The 23,618-nt window shown below is 47.0% G+C and carries 22 protein-coding genes, 1 tRNA gene and 1 riboswitch; of the genes, 11 read left to right on the forward strand and 12 right to left on the reverse strand.

Going from position 1 to position 23,618, the window contains the following annotated elements:
* Positions 1–38: 38 nt before the first annotated feature.
* A complete protein-coding gene (locus LSE01S_RS04920) occupies positions 39–2,540 on the reverse strand; it encodes an excinuclease ABC subunit UvrA (RefSeq protein ID WP_061776516.1) in 2,502 nt (833 codons plus the stop codon).
* Between the two features lie 268 nt (positions 2,541–2,808).
* Here LSE01S_RS04920 and LSE01S_RS04925 point away from each other — a divergent pair, with 268 nt between their 5' ends.
* On the forward strand, positions 2,809–3,438 hold the full coding sequence (locus LSE01S_RS04925) for a hypothetical protein (RefSeq protein ID WP_061776517.1): 630 nt from the start codon (positions 2,809–2,811) through the stop codon (positions 3,436–3,438).
* Between the two features lie 760 nt (positions 3,439–4,198).
* Here LSE01S_RS04925 and LSE01S_RS04930 read toward each other — a convergent pair.
* From LSE01S_RS04930 to LSE01S_RS04945, 4 genes are all read right to left on the reverse strand, one after another.
* Positions 4,199–4,282: transfer RNA gene (locus LSE01S_RS04930), tRNA-Leu, on the reverse strand.
* Positions 4,283–4,334: 52 nt separating this feature from the next.
* The gene (locus tag LSE01S_RS04935) at positions 4,335–4,628 is read right to left on the reverse strand and encodes a heavy metal-binding domain-containing protein (protein ID WP_061776518.1); all 294 of its coding nucleotides are present in this window, start codon (positions 4,626–4,628) and stop codon (positions 4,335–4,337) included.
* Positions 4,619–5,122, reverse strand: coding sequence for a VanZ family protein (locus tag LSE01S_RS04940; RefSeq protein WP_061776519.1), 504 nt, complete (start codon positions 5,120–5,122; stop codon positions 4,619–4,621). Before LSE01S_RS04940 ends, LSE01S_RS04935 begins: the two co-directional genes overlap by 10 nt.
* Positions 5,123–5,274: 152 nt before the next feature.
* Positions 5,275–7,446, reverse strand: coding sequence for a MucBP domain-containing protein (locus LSE01S_RS04945; RefSeq protein WP_061776520.1), 2,172 nt, complete (start codon positions 7,444–7,446; stop codon positions 5,275–5,277).
* Between the two features lie 783 nt (positions 7,447–8,229).
* On the opposite strand from LSE01S_RS04945, the gene LSE01S_RS04950 reads away from it, so the two are divergent.
* From LSE01S_RS04950 to LSE01S_RS11125, 4 genes are all read left to right on the forward strand, one after another.
* On the forward strand, positions 8,230–8,709 hold the full coding sequence (locus LSE01S_RS04950; RefSeq protein WP_061776521.1) for a MarR family winged helix-turn-helix transcriptional regulator: 480 nt from the start codon (positions 8,230–8,232) through the stop codon (positions 8,707–8,709).
* A 103-nt stretch (positions 8,710–8,812) separates the two neighbouring features.
* Positions 8,813–9,496, forward strand: a complete 684-nt coding sequence (locus LSE01S_RS04955) for a helix-turn-helix domain-containing protein (RefSeq protein ID WP_061776522.1) — start codon at positions 8,813–8,815, stop codon at positions 9,494–9,496.
* A complete protein-coding gene (locus LSE01S_RS04960) occupies positions 9,493–10,143 on the forward strand; it encodes a hypothetical protein (protein ID WP_235808300.1) in 651 nt (216 codons plus the stop codon). The genes LSE01S_RS04955 and LSE01S_RS04960 overlap by 4 nt, the downstream gene beginning before the upstream one ends.
* A 7-nt stretch (positions 10,144–10,150) precedes the next feature.
* The gene (locus LSE01S_RS11125) at positions 10,151–10,390 is read left to right on the forward strand and encodes an integrase core domain-containing protein (protein ID WP_235808301.1); all 240 of its coding nucleotides are present in this window, start codon (positions 10,151–10,153) and stop codon (positions 10,388–10,390) included.
* Between the two features lie 85 nt (positions 10,391–10,475).
* Here the strand turns inward: LSE01S_RS11125 and LSE01S_RS04965 are convergent, their stop codons facing one another.
* A complete protein-coding gene (locus LSE01S_RS04965; RefSeq protein ID WP_235808302.1) occupies positions 10,476–11,162 on the reverse strand; it encodes a CPBP family intramembrane glutamic endopeptidase in 687 nt (228 codons plus the stop codon).
* A gap of 306 nt (positions 11,163–11,468) precedes the next feature.
* Positions 11,469–11,720, reverse strand: coding sequence for a hypothetical protein (locus LSE01S_RS04970; RefSeq protein ID WP_061776523.1), 252 nt, complete (start codon positions 11,718–11,720; stop codon positions 11,469–11,471).
* 149 nt (positions 11,721–11,869) lie between these two features.
* On the opposite strand from LSE01S_RS04970, the gene LSE01S_RS04975 reads away from it, so the two are divergent.
* The 3 genes from LSE01S_RS04975 (at position 11,870) to pgmB (ending at position 16,465) form a co-directional block, all read left to right on the forward strand.
* On the forward strand, positions 11,870–12,829 hold the full coding sequence (locus tag LSE01S_RS04975; RefSeq protein WP_061776524.1) for a 2-hydroxyacid dehydrogenase family protein: 960 nt from the start codon (positions 11,870–11,872) through the stop codon (positions 12,827–12,829).
* Between the two features lie 233 nt (positions 12,830–13,062).
* The gene (locus LSE01S_RS04980; protein WP_061776525.1) at positions 13,063–15,777 is read left to right on the forward strand and encodes a glycoside hydrolase family 65 protein; all 2,715 of its coding nucleotides are present in this window, start codon (positions 13,063–13,065) and stop codon (positions 15,775–15,777) included.
* A 13-nt stretch (positions 15,778–15,790) separates the two neighbouring features.
* Positions 15,791–16,465 (forward strand): beta-phosphoglucomutase, encoded by a 675-nt coding sequence (pgmB, locus tag LSE01S_RS04985; protein ID WP_061776526.1) that lies wholly within the window; start codon positions 15,791–15,793, stop codon positions 16,463–16,465.
* Between the two features lie 57 nt (positions 16,466–16,522).
* On the opposite strand, the gene LSE01S_RS04990 is transcribed toward pgmB, so the two are convergent.
* Entirely contained in the window at positions 16,523–17,293 is a 771-nt protein-coding gene (locus tag LSE01S_RS04990; protein WP_061776527.1) for a Cof-type HAD-IIB family hydrolase, read from the reverse strand.
* A gap of 157 nt (positions 17,294–17,450) precedes the next feature.
* Here LSE01S_RS04990 and LSE01S_RS04995 point away from each other — a divergent pair, with 157 nt between their 5' ends.
* Positions 17,451–18,098, forward strand: a complete 648-nt coding sequence (locus LSE01S_RS04995) for a deoxynucleoside kinase (protein WP_061776528.1) — start codon at positions 17,451–17,453, stop codon at positions 18,096–18,098.
* Positions 18,099–18,136: 38 nt separating this feature from the next.
* On the opposite strand, the gene LSE01S_RS05000 is transcribed toward LSE01S_RS04995, so the two are convergent.
* The 3 genes from LSE01S_RS05000 to metK all read right to left on the reverse strand — a co-directional run bounded on the left by LSE01S_RS05000 (position 18,137) and on the right by metK (position 21,414).
* Positions 18,137–18,460 carry a DUF960 domain-containing protein gene (locus tag LSE01S_RS05000; RefSeq protein ID WP_061776529.1) on the reverse strand — a complete coding sequence of 108 codons (324 nt, stop codon included), beginning with the start codon at positions 18,458–18,460 and terminating at the stop codon, positions 18,137–18,139.
* 64 nt (positions 18,461–18,524) lie between these two features.
* Positions 18,525–20,006: an MDR family MFS transporter gene (locus LSE01S_RS05005; RefSeq protein ID WP_061776530.1), complete on the reverse strand. Its 1,482-nt coding sequence runs from the start codon at positions 20,004–20,006 to the stop codon at positions 18,525–18,527.
* Positions 20,007–20,226: 220 nt separating this feature from the next.
* Positions 20,227–21,414, reverse strand: a complete 1,188-nt coding sequence (gene metK / locus LSE01S_RS05010; protein WP_061776531.1) for a methionine adenosyltransferase — start codon at positions 21,412–21,414, stop codon at positions 20,227–20,229.
* A riboswitch (SMK box riboswitch) is annotated at positions 21,412–21,530 on the reverse strand. It overlaps the preceding gene by 3 nt.
* A gap of 129 nt (positions 21,531–21,659) precedes the next feature.
* On the opposite strand from metK, the gene LSE01S_RS05015 reads away from it, so the two are divergent.
* Together LSE01S_RS05015 and LSE01S_RS05020 are read left to right on the forward strand one after the other, a co-directional pair.
* Positions 21,660–22,367 (forward strand): hypothetical protein, encoded by a 708-nt coding sequence (locus tag LSE01S_RS05015; protein ID WP_061776532.1) that lies wholly within the window; start codon positions 21,660–21,662, stop codon positions 22,365–22,367.
* Between the two features lie 131 nt (positions 22,368–22,498).
* Positions 22,499–22,843: a hypothetical protein gene (locus LSE01S_RS05020; protein ID WP_061776533.1), complete on the forward strand. Its 345-nt coding sequence runs from the start codon at positions 22,499–22,501 to the stop codon at positions 22,841–22,843.
* Between the two features lie 45 nt (positions 22,844–22,888).
* Here the strand turns inward: LSE01S_RS05020 and LSE01S_RS05025 are convergent, their stop codons facing one another.
* On the reverse strand, positions 22,889–23,476 hold the full coding sequence (locus LSE01S_RS05025; protein ID WP_061776534.1) for a hypothetical protein: 588 nt from the start codon (positions 23,474–23,476) through the stop codon (positions 22,889–22,891).
* Positions 23,477–23,618 lie beyond the last annotated feature (142 nt).

Genomic DNA, 23,618 nt, shown 5'->3' on the forward strand with positions numbered 1-23,618 from the left:
ATCAAAAGCCATCGCAAACCACGCGATGGCTTTTTTGTCTAACTAAATCGTTCGAGTTCGTCTTTTAAATACTTACCAGTGATGCTGTGAGCGTTGTGACTGAGTTCGGTTGGCGTGCCGGTTCCGATCAACTGGCCACCTAAACGGCCACCCTGTGGTCCCATGTCCACAATATAGTCGGCATTTGCAATGAGCTCCAGATCATGCTCAATGGCAATAACGGTTGCTCCCTGTTCGATTAACTGGTCAAAAACCCGCACCAGTTGTTGAATATCCAAAGGATGCAGACCAACGGTTGGTTCATCAAAAACAAATAACGTCCCTGTTTGTCGTTTGCCAATCCGGGAAACCAACTTCAATCGCTGAGCCTCACCACCAGATAGTGCCGGCGTACTCTCACCCAACAACAGGTAGCCCAGACCCATATCATGCAGAATTTGCAACGTCTTTTCGATGGCATTCTCGCCGGCAAAGATCGGCAAGGCTTCATCGACTGACAAGTTCAAGATGTCCGCAATACTGTCATCATGCCATTTCACCGCCAAGGTTTCGCGATTGTACCGCCGTCCATGACACTGGGGACAAACCTCGGTGATGTCGGGCAAATACTGAACATCCAATGATATCTGTCCGGTCCCATTGCAAACTGGACAGGCACCCGCCTTCACATTGTAGGAAAAGCGACTGTTCGTATACCCCCGTTCCCGGGCCATCGGCGTTTCCGCAAAAAGCTTCCGTAGCCGATTCAAGATATCCGTATAAGTGGCCACCGTCGAACGGACATTCTTGCCCACCGGAACTGAATCAACCGTCACGACCCGTCGAATACCGGATCGTTCGAGTTGGCTCACGTGTGTCGGTAACGGCCGATGAGCAACCTCTGCCTCAATTGCCGGAATGAGACTATCCAAAATCAAGGTGGTTTTGCCGGCCCCACTCATCCCCGTAACCGTCGTTAGCCGATTCTTGGGGAAGTTTGCCTGGACATGGTCAATGTTAAACCGCTGATTCACCGTCACACCCAGCCGGCCTTTCTCCCATAACTTATCGGGTGCGAGGACCGGCCGCTCACGAAGTTTAGTTGTCCCATTCAAAAAGGGCGCTATCAACGATTTCTTGCTCTTAACCACTTGCGAAACCGGGCCCTCATCGACAACTGTTCCCCCATTTTTTCCCGCGCCAGGCCCAATCTCAATGACATAATCCGCCGCAGAAATGATGCGAGTGTCATGGTCAACCACGACCACGGAATTCCCCTGTGCAACCAGACCGTGAAAGGCCTTGATCAGACCCGCCACATTAGCGGGATGTAACCCAACCGAAGGCTCATCCAGAACATACAGCACACCGGTAGTTGCACTACGCAAAGTGCGTCCTAACTGGATTCGCTGCAACTCACCAGTCGACAATGTGGCCCCGGGACGGCTAAGGGTTAGGTAGTCTAATCCTAAGTCAACTAAGGGCTGGAGGCTCTGTTCGAGTTCCTCAATCAGTTCCGTTCCCAGATGCGCCATCTTAGCGGGAAGCCAGTCAACCACCGTCGTGGCAAACTTGCGGAGATCACTGACCGGCAGATCGCAGACTTGGGCAATGTTATGCCCATTAACCAATTGCTGTAATAACGCAGGTTTTAAGCGGGTCCCATGGCAAGTTGGACACGTATCAAAGGTATAAAACTTGTTGAGTTTGGCAATCGTGCGGTCATTCTTGGTCGTGGCAAGACTGTCTTCCACGGCGGCAAAGGCATTCTCATAAACGGCATTGTCCATATGGAAAATCTTGCCTTTACTACTAGGAATATTCAGGGCGACTGTCTGCTTGGCCCCGTGTAGTACCCGCTCCTTGTCCGCCACACTCAAATCCTTGTAAGGTACATCTGTTGGAATGCCAATGGCATTAGCGACCGTCGGCATGAAGTTACGACCGGGTAAATGCCAGGATGCAACCGCTCCTTCTTCCAAGGTAAGGGTTTCATCGCCAATAATTCGGTCGGCTGCTAGCTGCCGGACCTCACCCAGGCCCCCACAGGTCGAACAGGCCCCGTCCGAGTTAAAAGCGAAACTTTCGGCCCCAGGTGCCATGAAATGAGCCCCACAGACTGGACAAACCAGCTTCCCCATATTCTCAGCCACATCCAATGTGGGTTCGAGCCGATGACCATTGGGACAAACCATTGAACCCAACCGCGAAAAAACTAGGCGCAAAATATTGAGACTTTCCGACATCGTTCCAACCGTTGACCGAACGCCAGGCACCTGCGGTCGTTGCCGCAAAGCCAGTGCGGAAGGCAAGTACTCGACAGAATCCACAGCCGCCTTACCCATCTGATTGATGCGTCGACGAGTAAACGTTGATAAGGCATTCAGATAACGTCGGGCCCCCTCTGCATACAAGACCCCCATGGCTAGTGAGGATTTTCCCGAACCGCTACGTCCCGTAATCGCCACAAACTCATTGAGGGGAATATCGACATCTAGGTCCTTGAGATTGTTGACCTTGGCCCCCCGGACCTTAATTTTTGTTGGTAATGACCGCTTCACGTTACCACGACCCCTTTCTCAACAACTCCTAAGGTTATTTTCCCACTCTTCAATACGTCATTCAAACTTAAACTCGTCGTCTGACAACCATTTCCAGGGGTGATTTCTTCCTGAATTAACGAATTATTGTTGAAATTTAATCTGCCTGTTTTATACTGTTAAGAGTATGCGTAATCGCTTTCTACCGGTTGAAATTATCCACCAGCTCATGGAATCGGCTTGCGTTAAACGGGATAGACGATATCGACCCCCTCAGGAGGAACTTAACATGAAAAAATGGTTTGCAATTGGACTCACAATCTTAGCCGGTTTTACCTTAACCGGTTGCACTGCCTCACAATCATCTAGCAGTGCTAGCTCCGTCTTTGCTAGTGGCATTAAGACGATCGCGGTCAACAAGGTCACCACACCTGACAAAGCTAACAAGTACTACAAAGACCGTTTAGACAGCACCAAGCGTTTCAAGAATGTCACGGTGACCAAGGGTATCATGACCATCGAACTGAAGAATTATGGCTTCGATGGTAACTTCATGAATGGCGGCACGGCTTACAACATTGCCGAATACATCGGGGCCGCTTCCAAGATGCCCCTGGCTAAGAACGGGGTCGCGGTCATTCAAAACGATACCTACATGACTAAGAAAGGTAAGCAGTCCAAATTGTTAAGCTACGCGGCGTACTACTCCCGGGCCAACCTGGATAAGCGGACTTTCAAGACCTACTTCAAGACGGTCACGAAGGAACCGAAGAAGCTGTTTACCAACGCGGACGGCTACTACCTGAACACCGCCCTTGCCAAAGCCGATGGGAGTAAAATTGCTGCCCTCGCCGGTAAGCAGGCTGGGGCCAACCAGGAACCCCTGAAGACGTTCTTCACGGAATTCAATATCCACTAGAGATTGATTATGGGTTAGACAATAAGGCATCACAGCAGCCGCGATGGTTGCTGTGATGCCTTATTTATCTGGGCCAGTTCATCCCTTGTCCGTAAAATCAGAGATTTATTTTTTTATATTCACAAATATAACAATTTAAATGATCTAAATACTTGTGCCCCTTAACTACTCCGGATTATTATCGGTCTGTACCAAAAAACTATCTCGGGGAGAGAGTATCATGAAAATGAAGTAAATCTTCGCCACACTTGGCATCATCGTTACCCTATCCGGGGCCGGCGCCACCGCCATCACCGCTCAGGCCAAGAGCTATGTTGTCATTGCACCACGTTATGGCCGCAAATCACATCATTCACGACATTGTCGGGGACTGAATGCCGCTAAGTCTACCAAACGGGTCACCTGGAAATGGTCTAAGCATCATCACCGGCCACTCTGCCATTGGTGTTACCGCTAAGATTTAACACGATAACCTTTGGCCATTGAATACCCGGCTTCAAAAATTCATTAGTACTTAACGGGTATTCTGATACGAACCAGGCGGCACCCGCTAAATCCCCCATACCGCTGTTAATAAAGCCGCTTATGGTCAGACATCGGACCAGCCAGTCTCGGTATACTGTTCGTAAATAACCCGACTCACTTTTCAAATCATCACCATGCTGGTAAATCCATCATCCCAGCTATGGCCTTTCTCACAAAAAAGAGCCACGCTAGACAATAAGTCTAACGTGGCTCTTTAATCTGGGTTGTTTCAAAATGCCCCGAGCAGGATTCGAACCTGTACTTGGTCTCCCAAACAGCGACCTGAACGCTGCGCGTCTGCCAGTTCCGCCATCGGGGCAACTCAACAACATATAATATATTACACTATCTCTGTATAAATGTGAACCCTTTTAGTCAGATTTTTTTGTTTGTGGAAATTTAACCGCGGTACCATAGCCATGAACAACTAAAAACTTAGGTGCTACGTTCATTTGCACCACTTCGGTATTGAATCGAACCTCAATCAGCCCGTCGGCACCGGCATCCTTGGCCTGCTGCAATAAAGCTTGCTTAACCTCATCAAATAAGCCATCAAAAAGTGCAAACTGATCCGGCTTCTCCGATCGCAACATCGTATGCGCCGTAGCCGTTAAAATTCCTTGAATTGCATGGGTCCGATTGAGACCCCCGGTAGTCATGAACATGACGAATCTCCCCTCCACTTATCTTGCCAAATCTTTGCTAGACCGTAACCAAGCACAACGCCTAAGGCATTGGTAATTATATCATTAATATCGACCCATAGCCCTAGGCCGACTAGCCAGTTTCCCAGTGTTTGACCCGTTTCTAAGGCCCCACCGGTCACAACGCCCAGCAATGGCCATATTAGCCTGTTTAAGCGTGGCCAACGCCGATACCACAACCATCCCTGTGGGAGCGTCATCACAATGTTAAACCAGAAGGACGCATCAATACTGGCCTTTTGAAGTGGTCGAACGACCCAGACCCCATTGGCCCACCAATGCGTGGTGATCCCGGCAACCGATCCGGTCGTTACCGTTATCGGCGTCCAGGTTAAGGTGGCCAGTAACCACCAGCCGAGCCACCACGACATACTGGCATACTGCTGCCTCCGCCAAGTATGACCAACTAGCCCGACCAAAATGGCCGTCACACCTACGTACGGTATCCACCGCATGCCGTCACTCCCCTCGTCAGCCGAACTGATTTTAGTATACCGACAATTGTCAGTCGTGACAATCGTCTAGACCTATTTCCCAGCCTAAGTCACTTGGAGAACAAAAAAAGGTTGGAAGATCATCCCAACCTTTCGTCTTGCCTCAAACTTGATTAATTGTGACGCTTGGAGGTCCCCCCTGCCAAGCCGAGAGTAGCGAATAACAGACTCAATCCTAAGGCAATTAGACCCATGGATTGCTTACCGTTTGTTTGTGGCAAGGTTGCCTTGTTAGCGGCTGCGCTCTTCAAATCAACCGTTGTGTTCTTCTTAGCATCGCTCTTGACCGATACCTTAGCGGCTGCGGCACCAGTACTCAAGTTAACCGCCTTGCCGCCATTGTTACCAGCTTTAGTTGCGACAACCTTATCGGCAGCGCCACCATGGTCAGCCCCCGTGTCAATCGTGGCACCGTCCCCAGCATTTTCTAACTTACTGTAGGTAAAAGTAATCGTTTGACCATCATTGCTGTAAGTGCCTGTTACGGAACCATTGCCATCGACCTTGTAGCCGTCGATTGGATCAGCGTTGGCGGTGAAACTATCACCAAGCGCACCAGTCATAACCTTCTTGCCAATGACGTTGCCATCATGGTCAACACTGACAACCGTGACCGTACCAGTCGTGGTACCTGGTGTTGGATCAACTGGGTTAACTGGATTGACCGGGTTGGTCGTCATCTTGTTGTCGACTTGGAAGGTTACCCAAGCGGAGTAGCCGGAATCTGGTGAAACCAGCTTAATTAAGTAATAACCGTTTGGCGTATCCTTGCTAGCGGTGAGCTTGAAGCCCAACACCCCATCAGCGTCCTTGGAAACCGTGAACAAGTTAGAAGCGTCGGTTTGTCCAGCGGCCCAAGTTGCGTGGGCTTTGATATTATCGGCTGGCTTGTCTGCGGAGTATGCCACCTTCATATTTCCGGTTAAATTCCCCAAAGTGTAGGACACATTCGTCACTGGAGCATTCGTAGCGGCATCCTTAACCCCGTTGATGACTCCACTAACTGGGTTAAAGCTATTGTGGTTATTCGTGAGAACGATGTCGTCCCCGGTCAAGCCTTGACCTGTACCATCGAAGGCAATGCCATTACCCATTGGTGCGAGACCAGTCGTAATGTGGTTGTTATTGTATTGTAGGCTATCCAGGTTGGTAACATCTGGTAAGTCTCCAGTAAAGTTGTTGCCACCAACCCGTAAGGTCGTAAATTCTTTCCAAGAATGGGTATCTGGAATGCTACCACTCAATTGGTTAGTCCAAGCACTCAAGTTCCACAGTACTGGTAAGTAACTGTAATCTGGAATGCTACCAGTTAAGTCATTTTCTGCAAAGTTGGCGTAAAGTAATTTGTCGAAGCCTTGCAGATTAGGCAGGGTCCCTGTCAAGTGAATATCGCTAACTTGCAGCGTTTGCAAGGCTTTGTTACCACTTAAGTAATTTTGCACAAACTCGTCAGCCGTCATGCCCCAATCGGACAGCAGCCCAGCATCGTTAATGTCATCGAGGAAAAAGGATCCCATTTGTGGAGAGTTGGCGAAGCTAATCATTCCAGCTGGAGTGATACTCGAGTTTTGTAAACTGACACCCGTAATATTAGTGAAGTATTGTAGACCTTCCAGACTCTTAATTGGGGTCGTAGTCATATCATCGTATAAGTTTAGCGGAACATTCGTCCAGTTCCAAATCGTCGTATCATCAATTTGGTATTTACTTGAATATGCCTGTAAGAAGCTTGCTTCGACCGCTTGCCGTAAGGAAGCATCTGGCATCCATTCTTCAGCATTCTTCCATACAATTTCATCGGCAGTATACTTCTTAACTGGTGCAGCTTCACGAGTGGTACGCAACATTTTATCATTATTATCAGTCGTCGTTGTCCCAGCACCAGTTCCCTTATTACCAGCGTCTTTATCAGTATTGATGTGATTATCAATCTTCGTACCAGTGTCAGTATTAGTGTCAGTCTTGGTGTTAGTGTCAGTCTTGGTGCCAGTATCAGTGTTAGTCTTAGTGTCAGTATCAGTGTCAGTCTTGGTGTTAGTGTCACCCTTGACACCACCATTCACAACGTCACCATTCTCAGCAGGCTTCTGACCACTAGCATCCTTGTTAATGACGTCGCTACTAGTAACAGTGTTGCCATCAACCGTCGCGGCATTTGCCGTAACATCGACTCCCGCTAAGCCTAAACTAACAGCCAAAACTGTGATGCCAGCGAAAACCCAGCGTTTGCCTGCCTTGTAACTCTTGAAATGCGTTTTAGTTTCTCCGATGTAATTGTTAGTCATGATAGCTTCCTCCTCTTGAATAATGAAGCTTCCCTAGTAAGTGTATAGCCCGAACGATTTGCTAATAGTTTTGTCTATCGGTTTATGTTTGTGACGCTAGTCATCCATATTTTCTAGTTGAATTGTTTCCTCACACATTCGTAAATGTGGATAACTTCTTTACAAGTTCATTGTACTACCTTTAATTTAAATATCAAGATAAAATGTACATGGGAGCAACCATTTTTGCTGGATTCGTTTTTTGGTATTAACCACAGATTATAATTGTTCCCATTATAAGGTAATCGATAGAGATAATTACTCACAATGTTCTACCTAATCCTTTGTCCTAATACGTTTTCACAATATCATTTCACATGAAAATCCCGCTCGACGATTTTCTAAAAGACTAACGACCCAATCAAAAAAACTTTTAAAATTTTAAATCATTTTATCCATTTATGTCAAACTGTCACTCACATAATTTATGTATAAATCACAAAATCAGGTAATTCCGATCACCGACAGATCGCGGCTGCGTTTCAAGGCCATAATTGATCATAGGGGCGACAAGTGCCTAATCCCAACAATCGTTACTAGCAATGAAAACTCATTTTATCAATAATTATTGAACTTACAGATGTAGTTGCTATATAATTAGCCTATGGTTACGATTCGTCATAATTGTCACACAACCAAATTTTGTTGTCTTTTTATTCGACAGGGTTATGGAAGCTTTGGCTTGCAAGTGGCAATTTAATTGTATACAATACTCTCGAAAGTAATTGAAAGGAGGCCTGTGCCATGTCAAAAGTTTCACCAGTACTGTTGGACGAACAACTCTGTTTCTCCATTTATTCTGCTAGTAAGAAGTTTAATCACTTTTATCAGAGTGCCCTGGCACCCTTTGGGTTAACTTACCCTCAATATATTGCCCTCTTAGTCTTGTGGGAAGATGCCCCACTCACCGTTCATCAATTGGGCGATCGGCTTGAACTCGACAGCGGAACGTTGACCCCTCTGTTAAAACGTTTGGAAAAACAAGGTTGGGTTGAACGGGTCCGGAGTCGGACAGACGAACGTCAAGTACTCATTCATCTTACTGATATGGCAGCGGCTAAGCGTGACGAAGTCTACACGCGAATTGGTCAGTGCCAGTCACTGTTAGGCATGTCCGATGATGAAATCAACATTATGATGACCGAATTGGTGACGGTCAAACAACAACTGGATGACGTCAGCAACCAACGTAAGATTGCTAAGGAAGTCGATAAGCGTATTTAGGGCTTCTTTATAAAAGGCTCGCAATTCTTCTTGTGCAATAGTCCCCTTAAGGTTGATAGATGAAATACTATAATTCATCTGTTAACTTTAAGGGGATTTTTCTATGCCTAGAACTAGATTTACAGCTATGGAGAAGCTTGATATTTTAACTGGTCTATCACAGACCAACCTAACCAGAGCCAAATACCTTGAGCGACACGGTATTCATCGCTCTACTATTCGGACCTGGAAGGAACACTACAAACGTGAAGGCCTCGACGGCCTAGAAGAACGTCACAGCTGGACACGTTACAGTGAAGAGGCCAAACGACAAGCCGTAGAAACGTATCTAAATGGCAAGGATAGTTTAGCTGAAATTCGTAATCGTTTTGGATTGAGGAGCACTAAGCAACTTCGCGACTGGATCAATAAATTCCAGTATAATGGGACCAATAAATCATTGACGGCTACGCCGTCAAGAAGGCAGGTCCGCATTATGAGTCGTAAAACGACATTCGAAGAACGAATTAAGATTGTGGAGTACGTCACGGCTGGAAAGCATTCGTACTCTCAAGCAGCTGAACACTTCAACGTTTCTTACCAACAGGTAAGATCCTGGGTTCTCAAATCTAAAGATGGTGGCTATAAGACATTAAAGGATAGGCGTGGACGCACTAAACCAATTGAAGAGATGACTGAGGTTGAACGTCTAAAGTTAGAGAATCGTCAACTAAAGTCCCAGCTCAAGGAACAGGAGGTAATGGAGTTCTTCGCAAAAAAATTCCGAGAACTACAGAACAAGGAGTGAACGCCCAACATAAATTAGTATTCCAGACGATCCAGGAACTCGGTCCACTGATTCATGGAGCCCAAGCCATTATCCTTCGAAAAGTGGGTCTATCTCGCCAAGCATTTAATCAATGGCTTCATCGTGAAGAAACCCCTTGGGAGCAACAAGAAACGTTACTCAAACAAAAGGTACTTCTGCATTTCAACAAGCATCGGCAAAGAATTGCTGCAGGAAAACTGAAAATTTACCTCGACCATGATACGGAACTCAACTTTTATGTCTCCCCTAAGCGTGTTAAGCGGCTTATGACCCTCCTCCATCTCAAGTGTCAAAGTAGAGTGAAGAAACATCATCATGTGAAGCAAGCTGAACAAGAATTGCGAGATAACGTATTAAACCAGCGGTTTAATATGACAACTAAACCAAATGAAGTGTGGCTATCGGACGCCACTGAGGTTCATTATGGTATCAATGGCGAGTACAAGGCCCGTTTATGTGGGGTACTTGATCTACATGGCAGGTACCTTTTATCTTACAATCTGAGCGTCACTGAAACTAGTGACGCAATGATTGAGACCTTCAAACGAGCTTTCAACAAAGCTGGAGAAGCTCATCCAATTTGTCCATACGGACCGTGGCTCGGCATACACTTCCAAGGACTTTAATAGCCTGATGACCGAACACAAAGTTATTCGGAGTATGTCACGACCAGGAACACCGTACGATAACGCTCCAATGGAGCGTTGGTGGAACGAATTCAAGTCAAACTGGTTGGACAGCCATCCATTGCCTAAGACTAGGGAAGAGCTAATTAGGCTCATCGAGGAAGGCATTTACTACTTCAACTACATCGATCGCACAGCACAAAGAAACGGCTCCACCGCGGTTGAATACCGTGGTGAGGCCGCTTGAGTAAAGACGCTAAAATTATAGTATTTCATCTGTCAACTTGACAGGGACTAGTACATTGAATTGCGAGCCTTTTTTCGATTACTTCCTATTTGATTTTAAGACTAAGTAGCATCAACCCTACTGCGATCAGGTTATTAAATGCGTGAAGGATAATCGTACTCTGCAGCTTGTCCGTCTTACGGTAAACATAGGCAAAGGTGCCCCCCATCACTGCATAGATGACCCAGCTAACCGGATTATCACTCATATGAGGGATCGAGAATACCGCCCCACTAATCATGACTGGCAACCAAAATGACTTCTGTGAGAAACAGCCGTCAAGTAAAACCCCTCTGAAAGTGAGCTCCTCCACCACTGGTGATGCTAGAACCACCGTGATGCTTAACATGATCATGGTCAATGAACTCCGACCCATGATTTGTGAGATGGCCTGGTTATTGGCCGTACTCGTTTCATGATAAAGCAGGCTATTCACGATTCCCAAAACGGCTTCCACTAATAAGATGAACCCATAGGCTCGAACCATCAACCACCAGTCTTTGCCGGTTAGCCGTTGCCACGGCCGAGGACGAAAATGACGCCAGGCCCAGAAACCGATGAATGCAGTCAAAACAAATCCCACAATATAAAGAACACACCAGCCAACCAGCTGCCAAGTCGACCCCTGCTTCAGAAACATCGTCGGTAGCTGAACGAAATTTAATAGCACCAAGAGAATCATGACCCATCCCCAACCGCTAAAACCACCGATTTTCCATAATTTAGTCTTCAATTGTTCGTTCCTTCCCTTTTTGTTGTCCAACCTTACTAACATGGTCAAAGTAGCCGATCCCATCAGCCCGCGCTTTCCATTAGTTAGTAACTTTGACGTCCAGTTATTATATATTTTTTGATAGCAATTTCATAAAATGTGCGGTACTATATGGTTGCGGGCATGTTTAAGGAAACTTTTACTTGTTCGTGAGGTTTCTGTCCTCATTCAACAGACAGATTTCATTTTACTCCCCCAAAGTAGATGAAATTTTTTACAACATAATCCCCCAATTATGTTGTAACCTTACTCTTTGGCCATTGCGACTTATCGTAATGGCTTTTTTTGTGTCGTTTTTTCATCAGCAAGGTCATCTTTTTCCGTTGTCATAGGACGATAGCGTCCCCAAGTCAGCCAAAGCGCGGCTAAGTCGGCTACCGTCGCCGCGATCATTCCCACCAGACCAATCAGTACTTTTAACCAGATTAACTTGGCCCAGGTCACCATTAACCAAATGGTTAGGCCGATGATTAACGTAGATAGTGGAATCATCCACAACCAAGCCTTAAACATCTTCACAAGCAATGCTCCTTCCCTGTCAATCACATATGTCAAATCTTACCACGTTTACCCCCGTTATTCGAAGGAAAGTGACGAGATGGGTGCGTTCACTTCTGGAAACGGTTACAATTGAACTGAGTTTAAATCTATTAAAGGAGTGACCGTTTATGAAGCAAGTATTAGTCACGGCACCAATCCCGACGAAGGCCTTAGCCATCCTAAAGGACGCCGGATTGGCGGTTGATAGTTATTCTGGCGAGGGCTTGATTACCAAGACAGAATTACTGCAGCGCATTCCCGGCAAGGACTTCTTAATTACACCACTATCAACCCACGTCGACGCAGAAGTCATTGACGCTGACCCACAATTGAAGCTGATTGCAAACTACGGGGCCGGATTTAACAACATCGATACAGTCTATGCCCGCCAAAAAGGGATTCCCGTCACAAATACACCGGGAGTTTCGACTACTTCTACCGCCGAAGTGACCACGGGCCTCATCATCAGCTTGTCACACCGAATGATGGAAGGCGATCGGTTGATGCGGGGCGTCGGCTTTTCTGGTTGGTCACCACTGTTCTTCCTGGGACACGAATTGGCTGGAAAAACCTTAGGGATCGTTGGCATGGGCCAGATTGGCCAAGCCGTTGCTAAACGCATGGCGGCGTTTGACATGCACATCATCTACACACAACGCCATCCCTTGGCAGATGACGTCGCGGCCGCAATCCCGGCAAAATATGTGGATCTACCCGAACTGATTAAGACGAGCGACGTGGTCACCCTACATTGTCCCTTGAATGAGGCCACTCATCATCTGATTGGTGCCACCGCCTTCGCTGATATGAAATCGAATGCGGTCTTGATCAATGCCGCTCGGGGCCCCGTCATCGATGAGGCCGCCCTACTGACAGCCTTACATACTCACGCTATCAGTGGTGCGGCACTGGATGTCTACGAAGCAGAACCCAACGTTGCCGATGGCTTCAAGGCCTTGGATAACGTGATCCTAACGCCACATATTGGCAACGCAACCGTTGAAGCTCGTGACGCCATGGCCGATATTGTTGCCAACAATGCCGTCCGGGTTGCCAACAACGATGCCCCTTTGTACATCGTCAATTAAATTGTCTTCCAAGTGTCCGTCACAAAATGGCGAACACTTTTTTAAATTCATTTTTAGTAAACGATGAGCTCGCCTAACAATTCTGCAATCGGTTGCATTTCCGCCATAACAACAATTATAACGTAGCAATTTTTTATGATTTTCAACGTGAATAATTGCGTTCGACCGTCATGTCCCCTAGAATTAGAAATGAATGAACTTTTAATTGTTAGCAGGAAGGATGATGAGGAAGTTTGAAATTAATCACGCTACATGTTTTAGACGATTCACTCGAGGTTAATTATCAACCGACTGACAGTCCCACGCAGCGGCAATTTATTATTACGTATAACCCTGAACAGACAATTGGTGAAAATCTCGAGAACCTACGCACCAAACTCGCCGGCCTTGATGTCGACGGTGGGATCGTGGATAACGCCTTAAGTTATCCCTTTTCCGATACGGTCGTTGGGATTAATCACCAACGCATCGATATTGGTCTAGCGATAGCTAATATGCTGAATATTCCCGTGGTCAGTCGTCAAAGTATCGGTAAAGCAGGCATTAAGGCTGCCCTGAATACCAAGCGAGACTATTTAACCTGGCACTTGGACTACTACGGTCAGTACACCGGCAAACGCAATTACGGACAAGAGGCAATGCTAACGGTTGGCAACGGTTTCTTTGGTTTACGGGGTGCATACACTGAGGCTCATGCCGATGCGGACAACTATCCTGGCATGTATACCGCTGGTCTCTACGACCAACTCACAACCAATCTAAACGGCCGCAACGTTAAGAACGAAGATCTAGTTAATTTGCCTAATGCTCAATCCTTGTCGTTCGGTGTCGACCATCAACCACCATTTCAAATTAAAGCCGCCGATATTCAAGATATTTATCGTAGCCTCGACCTACACACCGGGGTTCTGACCACGACTATGCTGGTGCAACTCTCAACGGGCCATTCGCTACAGATTGAAACCAAAAAGTTGGCTGACTTTAAGCACTGGCACCGACTCGGCATTCAATACCGCCTCACGCCATTAAACTTCTCAGGGACGGTTCAAATCTATTCGGCCATCGATGGCAGTGTTATTAATGATAACGTCGAACGCTACCGGGCCTTCGATCAACACCATGTCAAGGTTACCGGGACCAGCCAAAACGCCGATGCTATCTTTCTTGAAGGCCAAACACGGTCTTCGAAGGTTGACCTAGTCTTAGGTTCCCGTCTCACGGGTGCCGGTCAGGCCCTCACGCTACCAGACGCACAATTCCCCCATGCCGATCAACAAGCTCGACAAATGCGAACGATTGACGTTCAAGCCAACCAAACTTATACCTTTGAAAAAATTGTCGTCCTATTCACAAGCCGAGAAACTCATGGCGACCTACTGGAACATGCTGCTAAGGAAAGCCAACTGGCCAGTTTTGAAGACACGCTTCGCAGCAGTACCAAGTACTGGCAAAGTCGCTGGGCTGACATGGATATCCAAATTGAACAGGATATGACGAGTCAAAAATTAATGCGGGTCAACTTATACCATCTCTTCTCGGCGGTTCAAGCCATTTCATCGGGTAAGATTGATGCCTCGATCAACGCTCGGGGACTCGATGGCGAAGCTTACCGTGGTCACGTGTTCTGGGATGAAATGTTTGATCTGCCCGTGTTCACACTTCACGATCCCGAATTAACTCGGCAACTCCTACTGTATCGTTACCGACGCCTACCAGCAGCCAAGCAGAATGCGGCTGACGCCGGCTACGATGGCGCCATGTACCCGTGGCAATCCGGAACGACCGGCGATGAACAATCGCAAACGGTCCACCTGAATCCCTTAACCAACACCTGGGACCCGGATTACTCCTCTCTCCAACGCCACGTTTCCCTGGCAATTGCCTACAATGTGATCATGTATTGCCGAATCTCCGGCGATGAAGACTTCATGCAAAAGTATGGGTTAGAAATGCTGCAAGAAATTACCAAGTTCTGGATTAGCAAAGCTAAGTACGACGGTAAGACGAAGCGCTACACCATCGACGAGGTCATGGGACCAGATGAATTTCATGAAAACTATCCCAATGCCTCGTCGACGGGCCTCGCCAACAACGCCTACACCAATCTCATGGTAACCTGGCTATTTAATCAGTTGACAGCTATTCGCGACCAGCAACCAACCGCTGCCCTGAAGGCTATTGATACTAAGACTACCTTCACCTCGGCCGACATTAAACAGGTCCACGACATCAGTCATCATCTTAAATTAGACCTGAACGATGATGCTATCATTGGACAATTTGAGGGCTACTTCAAGCTACCAACCCTTGATTTTCAAAAGTATCGCCAAAAGTACGGCGACATTTCACGGATGGACCGCATCTTAAAAGCCGAAGGCAAGAGCCCCGATGCCTATCAAGTGGCCAAGCAAGCCGATGCCTTGATGGCTTTCTATAGCTTAGATGCTACCGAGGTTGAATCTCTTATGACTCAGCTGGGCTATTCATTACCAAAAGGCGCCCTGCTCAAGAACCTGCAATTCTATCTTGATCGGACCACCCACGGATCCACCCTGTCACGGGTCGTATATGCCGCTCTAACCGCGATGGCTGGTAACATGGACCAATCCTGGCAATTCTTCTCCCAAGCCCTACTGTCGGATTATTACGACATTCAGGGCGGGACCACTGCCGAGGGAATTCACCTGGGGGTCATGGGAGCCGTGACGTTCTTGGCCACCCGCTACTACGCTGGGATCGATAGCCTGGCGTCTAAGTTAACCATCACCCCGCACCTGCCCCACGGCTGGAATCAAATTGCCTTCAAGCAGTTGATCCGGGGAATCCGATACACCTTTGAAATCACTCATCATCAAATCACCGTCACTGCGGACCAGGCGACGACGCTGAAAGTTATGACGAAATCCGTCGACTTAAAACCCAATGAGCCCGTCACCATTACTTATTAAAGGAGTGCTTTTTATGACAAAATTTGCTGATATTAAAGGATTCGTTTTCGACCTCGATGGTGTCATCACTGACACCTCCATTCTTCACGGAAATGCTTGGCACCAATTAGCCGATTCCCTGGACATTACCTGGAGTACTAAACTTGGCAATGCCTTGAAGGGCATTAGCCGCATGGATTCACTTGAAATGATTCTTAAGGCCGGTGGTAAGGCAAACGACTTTTCCGATGCCGAAAAGGAAAAGCTGGCTACCCAAAAGAACACGAACTACATTGCCGAAGTGAACAAAATGACCCCCGCCAACATTCTACCCGGGATGAAAGACTTTCTCGACGGCCTGCGGGCCAATGGTTACCAACTTTCATTGGCTTCTGCGTCCAAGAATGCGCCGCGAGTCTTGGATAAACTAGAATTGGCCGACTACTTCCCGAAGGTCGTTGATCCGGCTAGCCTAACTCATGGCAAGCCCGATCCAGAAATCTACACCAAAGGCGCTGCGCTGCTTAATCTGAAGCCGGAACAATGCATTGGGGTGGAAGATGCCGCTGCTGGTGTGGCTGCGATCAATGCCGCCGGTGAAACATCCGTCGGTATTGGAGATGCCACGGAATTGGCCGCTGCTGACATGGTCTTCAGTAACACCGCTGCCGTTACCCTAGCCAATATCAAGGCCAAGTTAGATAACTAATTCAGGTTACTAAAAAAACTTCCGGTTTGCACGCCGGAAGTTTTTTAATATCTAAAATTATTTAATTAATCCAAAGTGCTGCAAACCGGTGACAATGCCATCAGTGGTATTCGTCCCCGTGACATAGGCCGCTTGATGCTTGGCCTGAAAGACCCCATTCCCCATTGCGATCGGCACGTCAACTTCGTCAAACATTTGCAAATCATTGAAGCCATCCCCGAAAGCGTATGTTTTTGCCCCGCTGAGGCCGGCCTCTTTCAAAAATGTTCTAATACCCGTTTGTTTAGTAATCCCGGTTAACATCGTGTCCAATGCCCGCGGATTGTTACGAACAAAGCTCAGCGATCCGGCAAATTTCTCTTGATATAACTGTTCCTTATTGCGATTAAAGACATTTAAAAAGTTAATGTCGTGGTTGAGATACCAATCCGGATCGACGACCGGATTCAAGCGTAATAGCTTAAAGTTATCGGTCGTGTCAGTGTTCGCCTGACTTAATCGAAAGCCTTGATTATTAAAATAGCCAACCGGGTCTCCCTGTTCATTGGCGAATTTGGTCACGGCCGTTAAGACATCTTTGTCGAGCACTGCGGCCGATAACCGTTGCCCTTGATACTGGACGTAGCTACCATTGGCACTGACGACCGCATCGATATTGGTGGCATCGAGGACATACTGAATTTCAAAAATGTTTCTTCCTGTGGCAATAACTGGTAGAATATGATGTTGTTGCATCTCGTGAATGGCCGCAATGCTCGCGGGTAAAACATGTTTCTCATCGTCGAACAACGTGCCATCTAAATCAAAAAAAACAACTGCATTTTCCATAAGCAATAACCTCCCAATCCGTTGTCTCTCATGGCTCCATTATACCGCAATGGCCAAAGTTAACGAAATGGGCTGATATTTTTCTGCTAAGTAGATGTGGTAGCTGGTTTTTTTATGGTACACTATATCTTGTATTTTGAATAAAAGAGGGGCTATCATGGTGATAATTACAGCTGGAATGATCGGTGTCGGTAAAACGACCTTAACTGGAAAGATTGCATCGCACTTGGGTACTCAAGCATTCTTTGAACCCGTTGGTGACAACCCGGTATTGCCGCTATACTACCGGGATCCAAAGCAATATGGATTCTTACTTCAAATCTATTTTTTGAACAAGCGTTTTAGTATGATTAAGCGAGCGCTAGCGGACGACAACAACGTCTTAGACCGTTCCATCTACGAAGATGCACTCTTCACTCGTGAGAACAACGCCGAAGGTAACATCACGGATACCGAACTGGAAGTCTACTTAAATCTTCTGGACAACATGATGACCGAACTCGACGAACTACCAAAGAAGGCACCGGACTTATTGGTTTATGCCGATGCTGACTTTGATACAATCCTTCACCGGATTAAGAAACGTGGTCGGGATTACGAACAATTCGATGATAATCCAGAATTGGAATCCTACTACAAAAAAATGTGGACGGCCTACCAGGGGTGGTTCGAAAACTTCGATATCAGTCCTAAGATCAAGATTGACTTGCAAAAATATGACCTCGACGTTCCGGGTAACACTGAACTTGTCTTGGCTCAAATCGACGATGCCTTGAAGGACATTCGTTCTGACGCTACCGTTTAACCAAATAAAAATCGCTGACCAGTTGGCCAGCGATTTTTTTATTCATCAATAGTTTCCGACGGTAGCAAGATAATTTGGCTGTCACCATCGTCATAGGCCAACACCTTTTCCGGTAAGGTTGTCGTAAAAGCGAACTCCGTATCGAACCCAATGCGCAAGGTCCCTTCGGATTCGTCAGCCTGAACATACTCATAAGTGGCCTTACCGTCTTTATTCTGCAACTCAAAGGTTAACAGATTACTCAACGGGAAGAAACCTTGGAGGTCATGGTCAATGATCCGCCAAACGGCATCGATCATCTCCCCTGGTAAGGCAGCTACCGTTCCGTAGCTAGCATACCGAGCATGATTTCTTTCGAACATTTCCATCGCCTCCACTTCTCATCATGAACCTATTATAACGTATCTACATGCACCATGTATAAAATTAGTCAGTTGATTCATTCAGGTCACGGCCGCTCTTACGATCAAACCAGTTCACCATAAAGGAAATGGCAATCAGGATAACTCCCGCGATAAAGATCGCATGCAGACCTTGATACAAAATGCCATGCAACGTAGGTAATAAGTGACTCGGCAACGACTTAGCCTTCTGCGGATTAATCAACTGATTCATCATCCCCATGGTCGTCCCGGAATGTTCCGCCACTCCACGAGTCATGGCCACGTTCATAATAATCCCAAAGATTGAGACCATCACCGTCTGCCCCAGGGTTCGGGCTAACGTGTTAAACGAGGTAGCCACCCCCACTTCATCAACGTCTACCTGGCTCTGAACGGTCACTGTCGTCGTGGTGATGGTGATCCCAAAACCGGTCCCACAGATCGCGGCGATGACGAAGAATGTCCAGAACGGTGTGCTAACCGGTGCAACCGCCATGGCCACAGCGCCAACTGTAACTAGTATCAAACTAATATTCACAATTTGATACGGCGATCGACTCAGTAACAACTTTCCCGCGACGAACGACCCCACAATCCACATCAAAGAACTTGGCGTAATCGCGAATCCCGCTTGTGAAGCTGGTAGGCCCAGCAACCCTTGCGTCCAAGTCGGCAAGTACACTTCAAACCCCATGATAAAACCACTTAACAGTGCGGCAATCAAGTTTTGGATAACGAAGGTGCGATCGGTAAATAACGTCATTGGAATTAGTGGATCGACCACGCGTTTCTCCTGCCGAATAAACAGGCCAAACGCGATAATTGCCAGAATGAAGCCACCAACGACCCACATCAGGTTCAACTGACCTTCTCCCAATAGCTGGAAGGTCAGCATCATCAGTAATAACCCGACGGATAACCAAAGACAACCACCCCAGTCCATTGTAAAGGGCTTACGATCCATGGTTTCAAACAAGAAGAACCAGATCAAAGCCATCGTGACAATGCCAATTGGGATATTAATAAAGAAGATCCAATGCCAACTCAAATGGTCAACGATGAATCCACCCAATAATGGCGCCACAACGGCAGCGATTCCCCAGGCCGACCCATTGAGTCCCATGACCCGAGCCCGCTTCTCTACGGGGTAAATATCGGCTAATATGGTAAAGGATACGGGCATGATTGCCCCAGCACCAATTCCTTGCAGGGCTCGCCAAGCAATCAGCGTTGCCATACTATGTGACATTCCCGATAGGGTTGAGCCTACAATAAAGATCAACAAACCAATCAAAAACACTCGTTTACGACCAACCGTATCAGCGAGCTTGCCATAAATGGGAGTTGCCAGTGCATTGGTCAATAAGAAGATGGAAAACACCCAGTTCATCAGAGCCACTCCATGAAGATCACCAACAATGGTGGGCATTGCAGTGGAGACAATCGTCCCCTCGACGGCCGACATGAAGGTCGCGACAAAGACGGCGCCGGTTACAACCCCGACGTTTGTTTGTTTCTTAGACATAATTTCCTCCTGTCGTTGGCCCCACCACACAACGTTTCTGAGTAGCCAAGACCGCTACTCCCCAATTTCTGATTAAGTCAGTAATAATTTAATTATCAATGGCCTCCGTTAAAATTTCAAGTGATTACGACGGTTAATTTTTGCTGCCAGTATCCTTACGAACAAAAATTCCGGCACCCATCGGGCACCGGAACACGTGAACCGCTAAATTAATTAACGCTTACTTGCAAAATTTTTGTAAAGCATCAACCTTGTCCAATTTTTCCCAAGGCAAGTCAATGTCGGTCCGACCAAAGTGGCCGTATGCGGCGGTTTGTTCGTAAATTGGCCGCTTAAGATCTAACATTTCAATGATGCCGGCTGGACGTAAATCAAAGAATTTCCGAACGGCTTCGGCTAACTTGCTTTCGGTAACCTTACCCGTTCCAAAGGTATTGATAGAAACCGAGACCGGTTCGGCTACACCAATCGCGTAGGCAATTTGGACCTCACATTCAGTGGCCAACTTAGCAGCAACGATATTCTTTGCGATGTAACGCGCCGCGTAGCTAGCAGAACGGTCAACCTTCGTAGCATCCTTACCTGAGAAGCAACCACCACCATGATGGGCAGCACCACCGTAGGTATCCACGATGATCTTTCGACCGGTTAAACCGGCGTCACCTTGAGGGCCACCAATAACGAACCGACCGGTTGGATTGATAAAGTACTTCGTCTTATCATCTAACAATTCGGCTGGAATCGTGGGCTTAATCACTTGTTCAATAACATCTTGACGAATTTGATCCAAGGAAGCTTCGGGATCGTGTTGGGTACTCAGAACAACAGTGTCTACTCGCATAGGCTTGTTGTTTTCGTCATACTCGACCGTCACTTCAGTCTTGGCATCTGGCCGCAGATAATCAATGGCCCCTGTCTTCCGCAACATCGCAATCCGTTGCATTAAGGCATGGCTCAGGGTAATTGGAAGAGGCATCAACTGTGGCGTTTCGTCAACAGCGTAACCAAACATTAACCCCTGGTCCCCAGCACCAATTTGGTCCAGTGGATCAGCATCACCAGAACGCGTTTCTAAGGAGTCATCAACCCCTTGGGCAATGTCGGGTGATTGTTCATCGATAGCTACTAGCACGGCACAATTGTCACCATCAAAGCCGTATTGACCATCTGTGTAGCCAATCCGCTTAATGGTATCCCGGACGATCTTTTGAATATCAACGTAAGCCTTGGTTGAAACTTCACCAAAGACCAGTACTAAACCCGTCGTCACGGACGTTTCACACGCCACTCGTGAATCTGGGTCTTGGGTCAGCATAGCGTCCAAAATAGCGTCACTGATTTGATCAGCGATCTTATCAGGATGTCCTTCAGAAACAGATTCTGAAGTAAATAAATGTCTTTCTTGCAATGGATATTCCCCCTAGATTGAGTTGACGCGAGTTGACCGATAATCTCGCAGTCATTCGGTTACAAGGCAGCTTCACTGGGTTCGTGAATCCTATCGGGAATTGACTCATAACTCAAGAAGTTTAACATAAATCAATTGAAGTTTAAAGCCGGCCACTTGTTTTTTTCACAAACAAGCATTGACCCACTCGCTAATAATCACTAAGATAAAAGACATACTATCGACAATCGAAATGGAGCGATTCAATGCCCACACTTAAAGCTCTCATCAAAAATCGAACACTGCAACAACTATTAATCTTTGCCTTTTCTCAAAACTGTCTTTGGTGGTTGGCCGGATCAACTGCCTCCACCGGGACACCACTTTCGACCTCCGTCAAACTTTTCCTGGTTGGTTATGGCCTGTTTATGGCGGCCGGCTGCTTCCTAATTCTGCGCCGACAATTTCACTCGACTTTTGGCCCCTTGTTAGTGTGCATTGCCGCTGTCTTCGGTCTCTTTGCGGCACCCAGTGAGGGCATGGTCCAAGCCTTTTCCTTCCTTATATGTGGGATGCTCATTCTCCTCTGTGTCCCTAAGCTTGGATTACAGTCAATTTATGGTCTCCTGGTTTTCAGTTTTCTCATCGGCGTGGGAATTCCCGTCATGTTGTTCTTCCTGCGCAATCACTACCTAGCTACACAGTTTCTTTGGCCGCTAATTCCATTGGTTGCCAGCTACTTGGCCCTGTTCGAACGTTACTTCCTGCCAACGGCCACAGATTGGCGCCTAACATTAATCACGCCAGGGATCCTGGTCGTGTCCTTGCTGAGTCTACCGCTAAGCTGGCGGAGTCTCGTGATCATATTGCTGGTTGGCAGTCATCGGTGGTTCCAACATCAACTCAACGCCCGCTACCAACTCATCACAACTGGGATCGTTCAGGTTATCGTTGGAGCCTTAATCCTCATCTAGTCTGCTAGTCTAGATAAAAACCGAACATCCCCGCCAGTCTTTTAAAGTTTCGCTAAACTCCCCCTTAGAATGCCCGGCCCACATAGGGTTCATGCTAAAATGAGGCATCATCTAATATCGGAGGAACCAATATGACAAAAATTAAAGTGATTGGTGACATCTTGAGTGGTAAGTATCAACCCACTCTGACTGGTAACCCCACCGTTGATGCCGCGCTAGTCGATCGCTTTTGTCAAAAATTAGCAATTGCTTTACATCTCGATCGCACCATGGTCCAGGCAGAACATCACTGGAATTTACAGCTGAATCCTGAGTGGATCTACCTGGTCGATTCTAAGATCCTCCAAGATAGTGACCGAATTATTCCGGCACACAACGTCGTCGGTATTAATCACACAGACCTGCTACGTGGCCAAACAAAGACGACTGAGCAAAAATTGACTAAGTTTCTAACGACTCAACCGTCTTTAAAATAATTGTCCGATCATTCAATTGGTTGGACTTTTTCTTTAGACTAAATCTTACGTAAAGTCCTTAATATGGAGAATTGACCCCTTCAACCAGAGTGTATGCTCTTCTAGATCACGCTCCAACATCATCAGACCATCAACTAACGGAACTGGCTTCCCAGCAATGTAGAATTGCGTCTTCAACCAATATAAGTGATGGTGGCGGATCTCGAAGGTCCGGCGTAAACGATACCCAAACTTGCCGTAATTTAAGGTTTCAACGGCCGTACCCTTCTTGACCTCACACTCATCCGCTTGCTCCAGTTCATCTAGCGTAAACGAAAGCTTTCGATGCGAATGTCGGTCCCAGATCTCCAAGCGATACGAGGTCTCGATTGATTCTTGCAGGAAGTAGCCAACCGTCGTGAAGTAACTGCGACGAAAGTGGCCCAGATCACTTATATCATGATAGAAGAGCCGCTGTTCTTGGTAATGGTTCAGGGACGTTTGCAGGGAGTTTTCCATGTGCTTGACGATCAAACGATAGGCCTCACGAATCTCTAAAAATTGATCAATCATCTCACACTGCTCCTCAGTTAATGGCGTATCACTATCAGGTGTTCGATGCACCTGGTCACCTGAATCTTTATCGTCGCTCATAAGTTATCCTCTCTGGAGGCAATCGTTAGCTGCCGACTGGCCTTAAACGTCACTTTAACAGGTTACTGTCGACATAGATACTTTCAATTAATGATAAATAATTAGACGAACCCGTCAGATTGATCACTTGAATGCTATGGAA

Origin of the sequence: Levilactobacillus senmaizukei DSM 21775 = NBRC 103853 (assembly GCF_001592085.1) — a bacterium.
Taxonomy (GTDB): Bacteria; Bacillota; Bacilli; order Lactobacillales; family Lactobacillaceae; genus Levilactobacillus; species Levilactobacillus senmaizukei.

Coding starts and splice junctions, on each gene's coding strand:
- LSE01S_RS04940 (WP_061776519.1), bottom strand. CDS start 5,122: ATGCGGTGGATACCGTACGTAGGTGTGACGGCCATTTTGGTCGGGCTA.
- LSE01S_RS04945 (WP_061776520.1), bottom strand. CDS start 7,446: ATGACTAACAATTACATCGGAGAAACTAAAACGCATTTCAAGAGTTAC.
- pgmB (WP_061776526.1), top strand. CDS start 15,791: ATGACAAAATTTGCTGATATTAAAGGATTCGTTTTCGACCTCGATGGT.
- LSE01S_RS04925 (WP_061776517.1), top strand. CDS start 2,809: ATGAAAAAATGGTTTGCAATTGGACTCACAATCTTAGCCGGTTTTACC.
- LSE01S_RS05000 (WP_061776529.1), bottom strand. CDS start 18,460: ATGTTCGAAAGAAATCATGCTCGGTATGCTAGCTACGGAACGGTAGCT.
- LSE01S_RS05020 (WP_061776533.1), top strand. CDS start 22,499: ATGACAAAAATTAAAGTGATTGGTGACATCTTGAGTGGTAAGTATCAA.
- LSE01S_RS11125 (WP_235808301.1), top strand. CDS start 10,151: ATGACCGAACACAAAGTTATTCGGAGTATGTCACGACCAGGAACACCG.
- LSE01S_RS04995 (WP_061776528.1), top strand. CDS start 17,451: ATGGTGATAATTACAGCTGGAATGATCGGTGTCGGTAAAACGACCTTA.
- LSE01S_RS05015 (WP_061776532.1), top strand. CDS start 21,660: ATGCCCACACTTAAAGCTCTCATCAAAAATCGAACACTGCAACAACTA.
- LSE01S_RS05005 (WP_061776530.1), bottom strand. CDS start 20,006: ATGTCTAAGAAACAAACAAACGTCGGGGTTGTAACCGGCGCCGTCTTT.
- LSE01S_RS04990 (WP_061776527.1), bottom strand. CDS start 17,293: ATGGAAAATGCAGTTGTTTTTTTTGATTTAGATGGCACGTTGTTCGAC.
- LSE01S_RS05025 (WP_061776534.1), bottom strand. CDS start 23,476: ATGAGCGACGATAAAGATTCAGGTGACCAGGTGCATCGAACACCTGAT.
- LSE01S_RS04975 (WP_061776524.1), top strand. CDS start 11,870: ATGAAGCAAGTATTAGTCACGGCACCAATCCCGACGAAGGCCTTAGCC.
- LSE01S_RS04935 (WP_061776518.1), bottom strand. CDS start 4,628: ATGTTCATGACTACCGGGGGTCTCAATCGGACCCATGCAATTCAAGGA.
- LSE01S_RS04950 (WP_061776521.1), top strand. CDS start 8,230: ATGTCAAAAGTTTCACCAGTACTGTTGGACGAACAACTCTGTTTCTCC.
- LSE01S_RS04955 (WP_061776522.1), top strand. CDS start 8,813: ATGCCTAGAACTAGATTTACAGCTATGGAGAAGCTTGATATTTTAACT.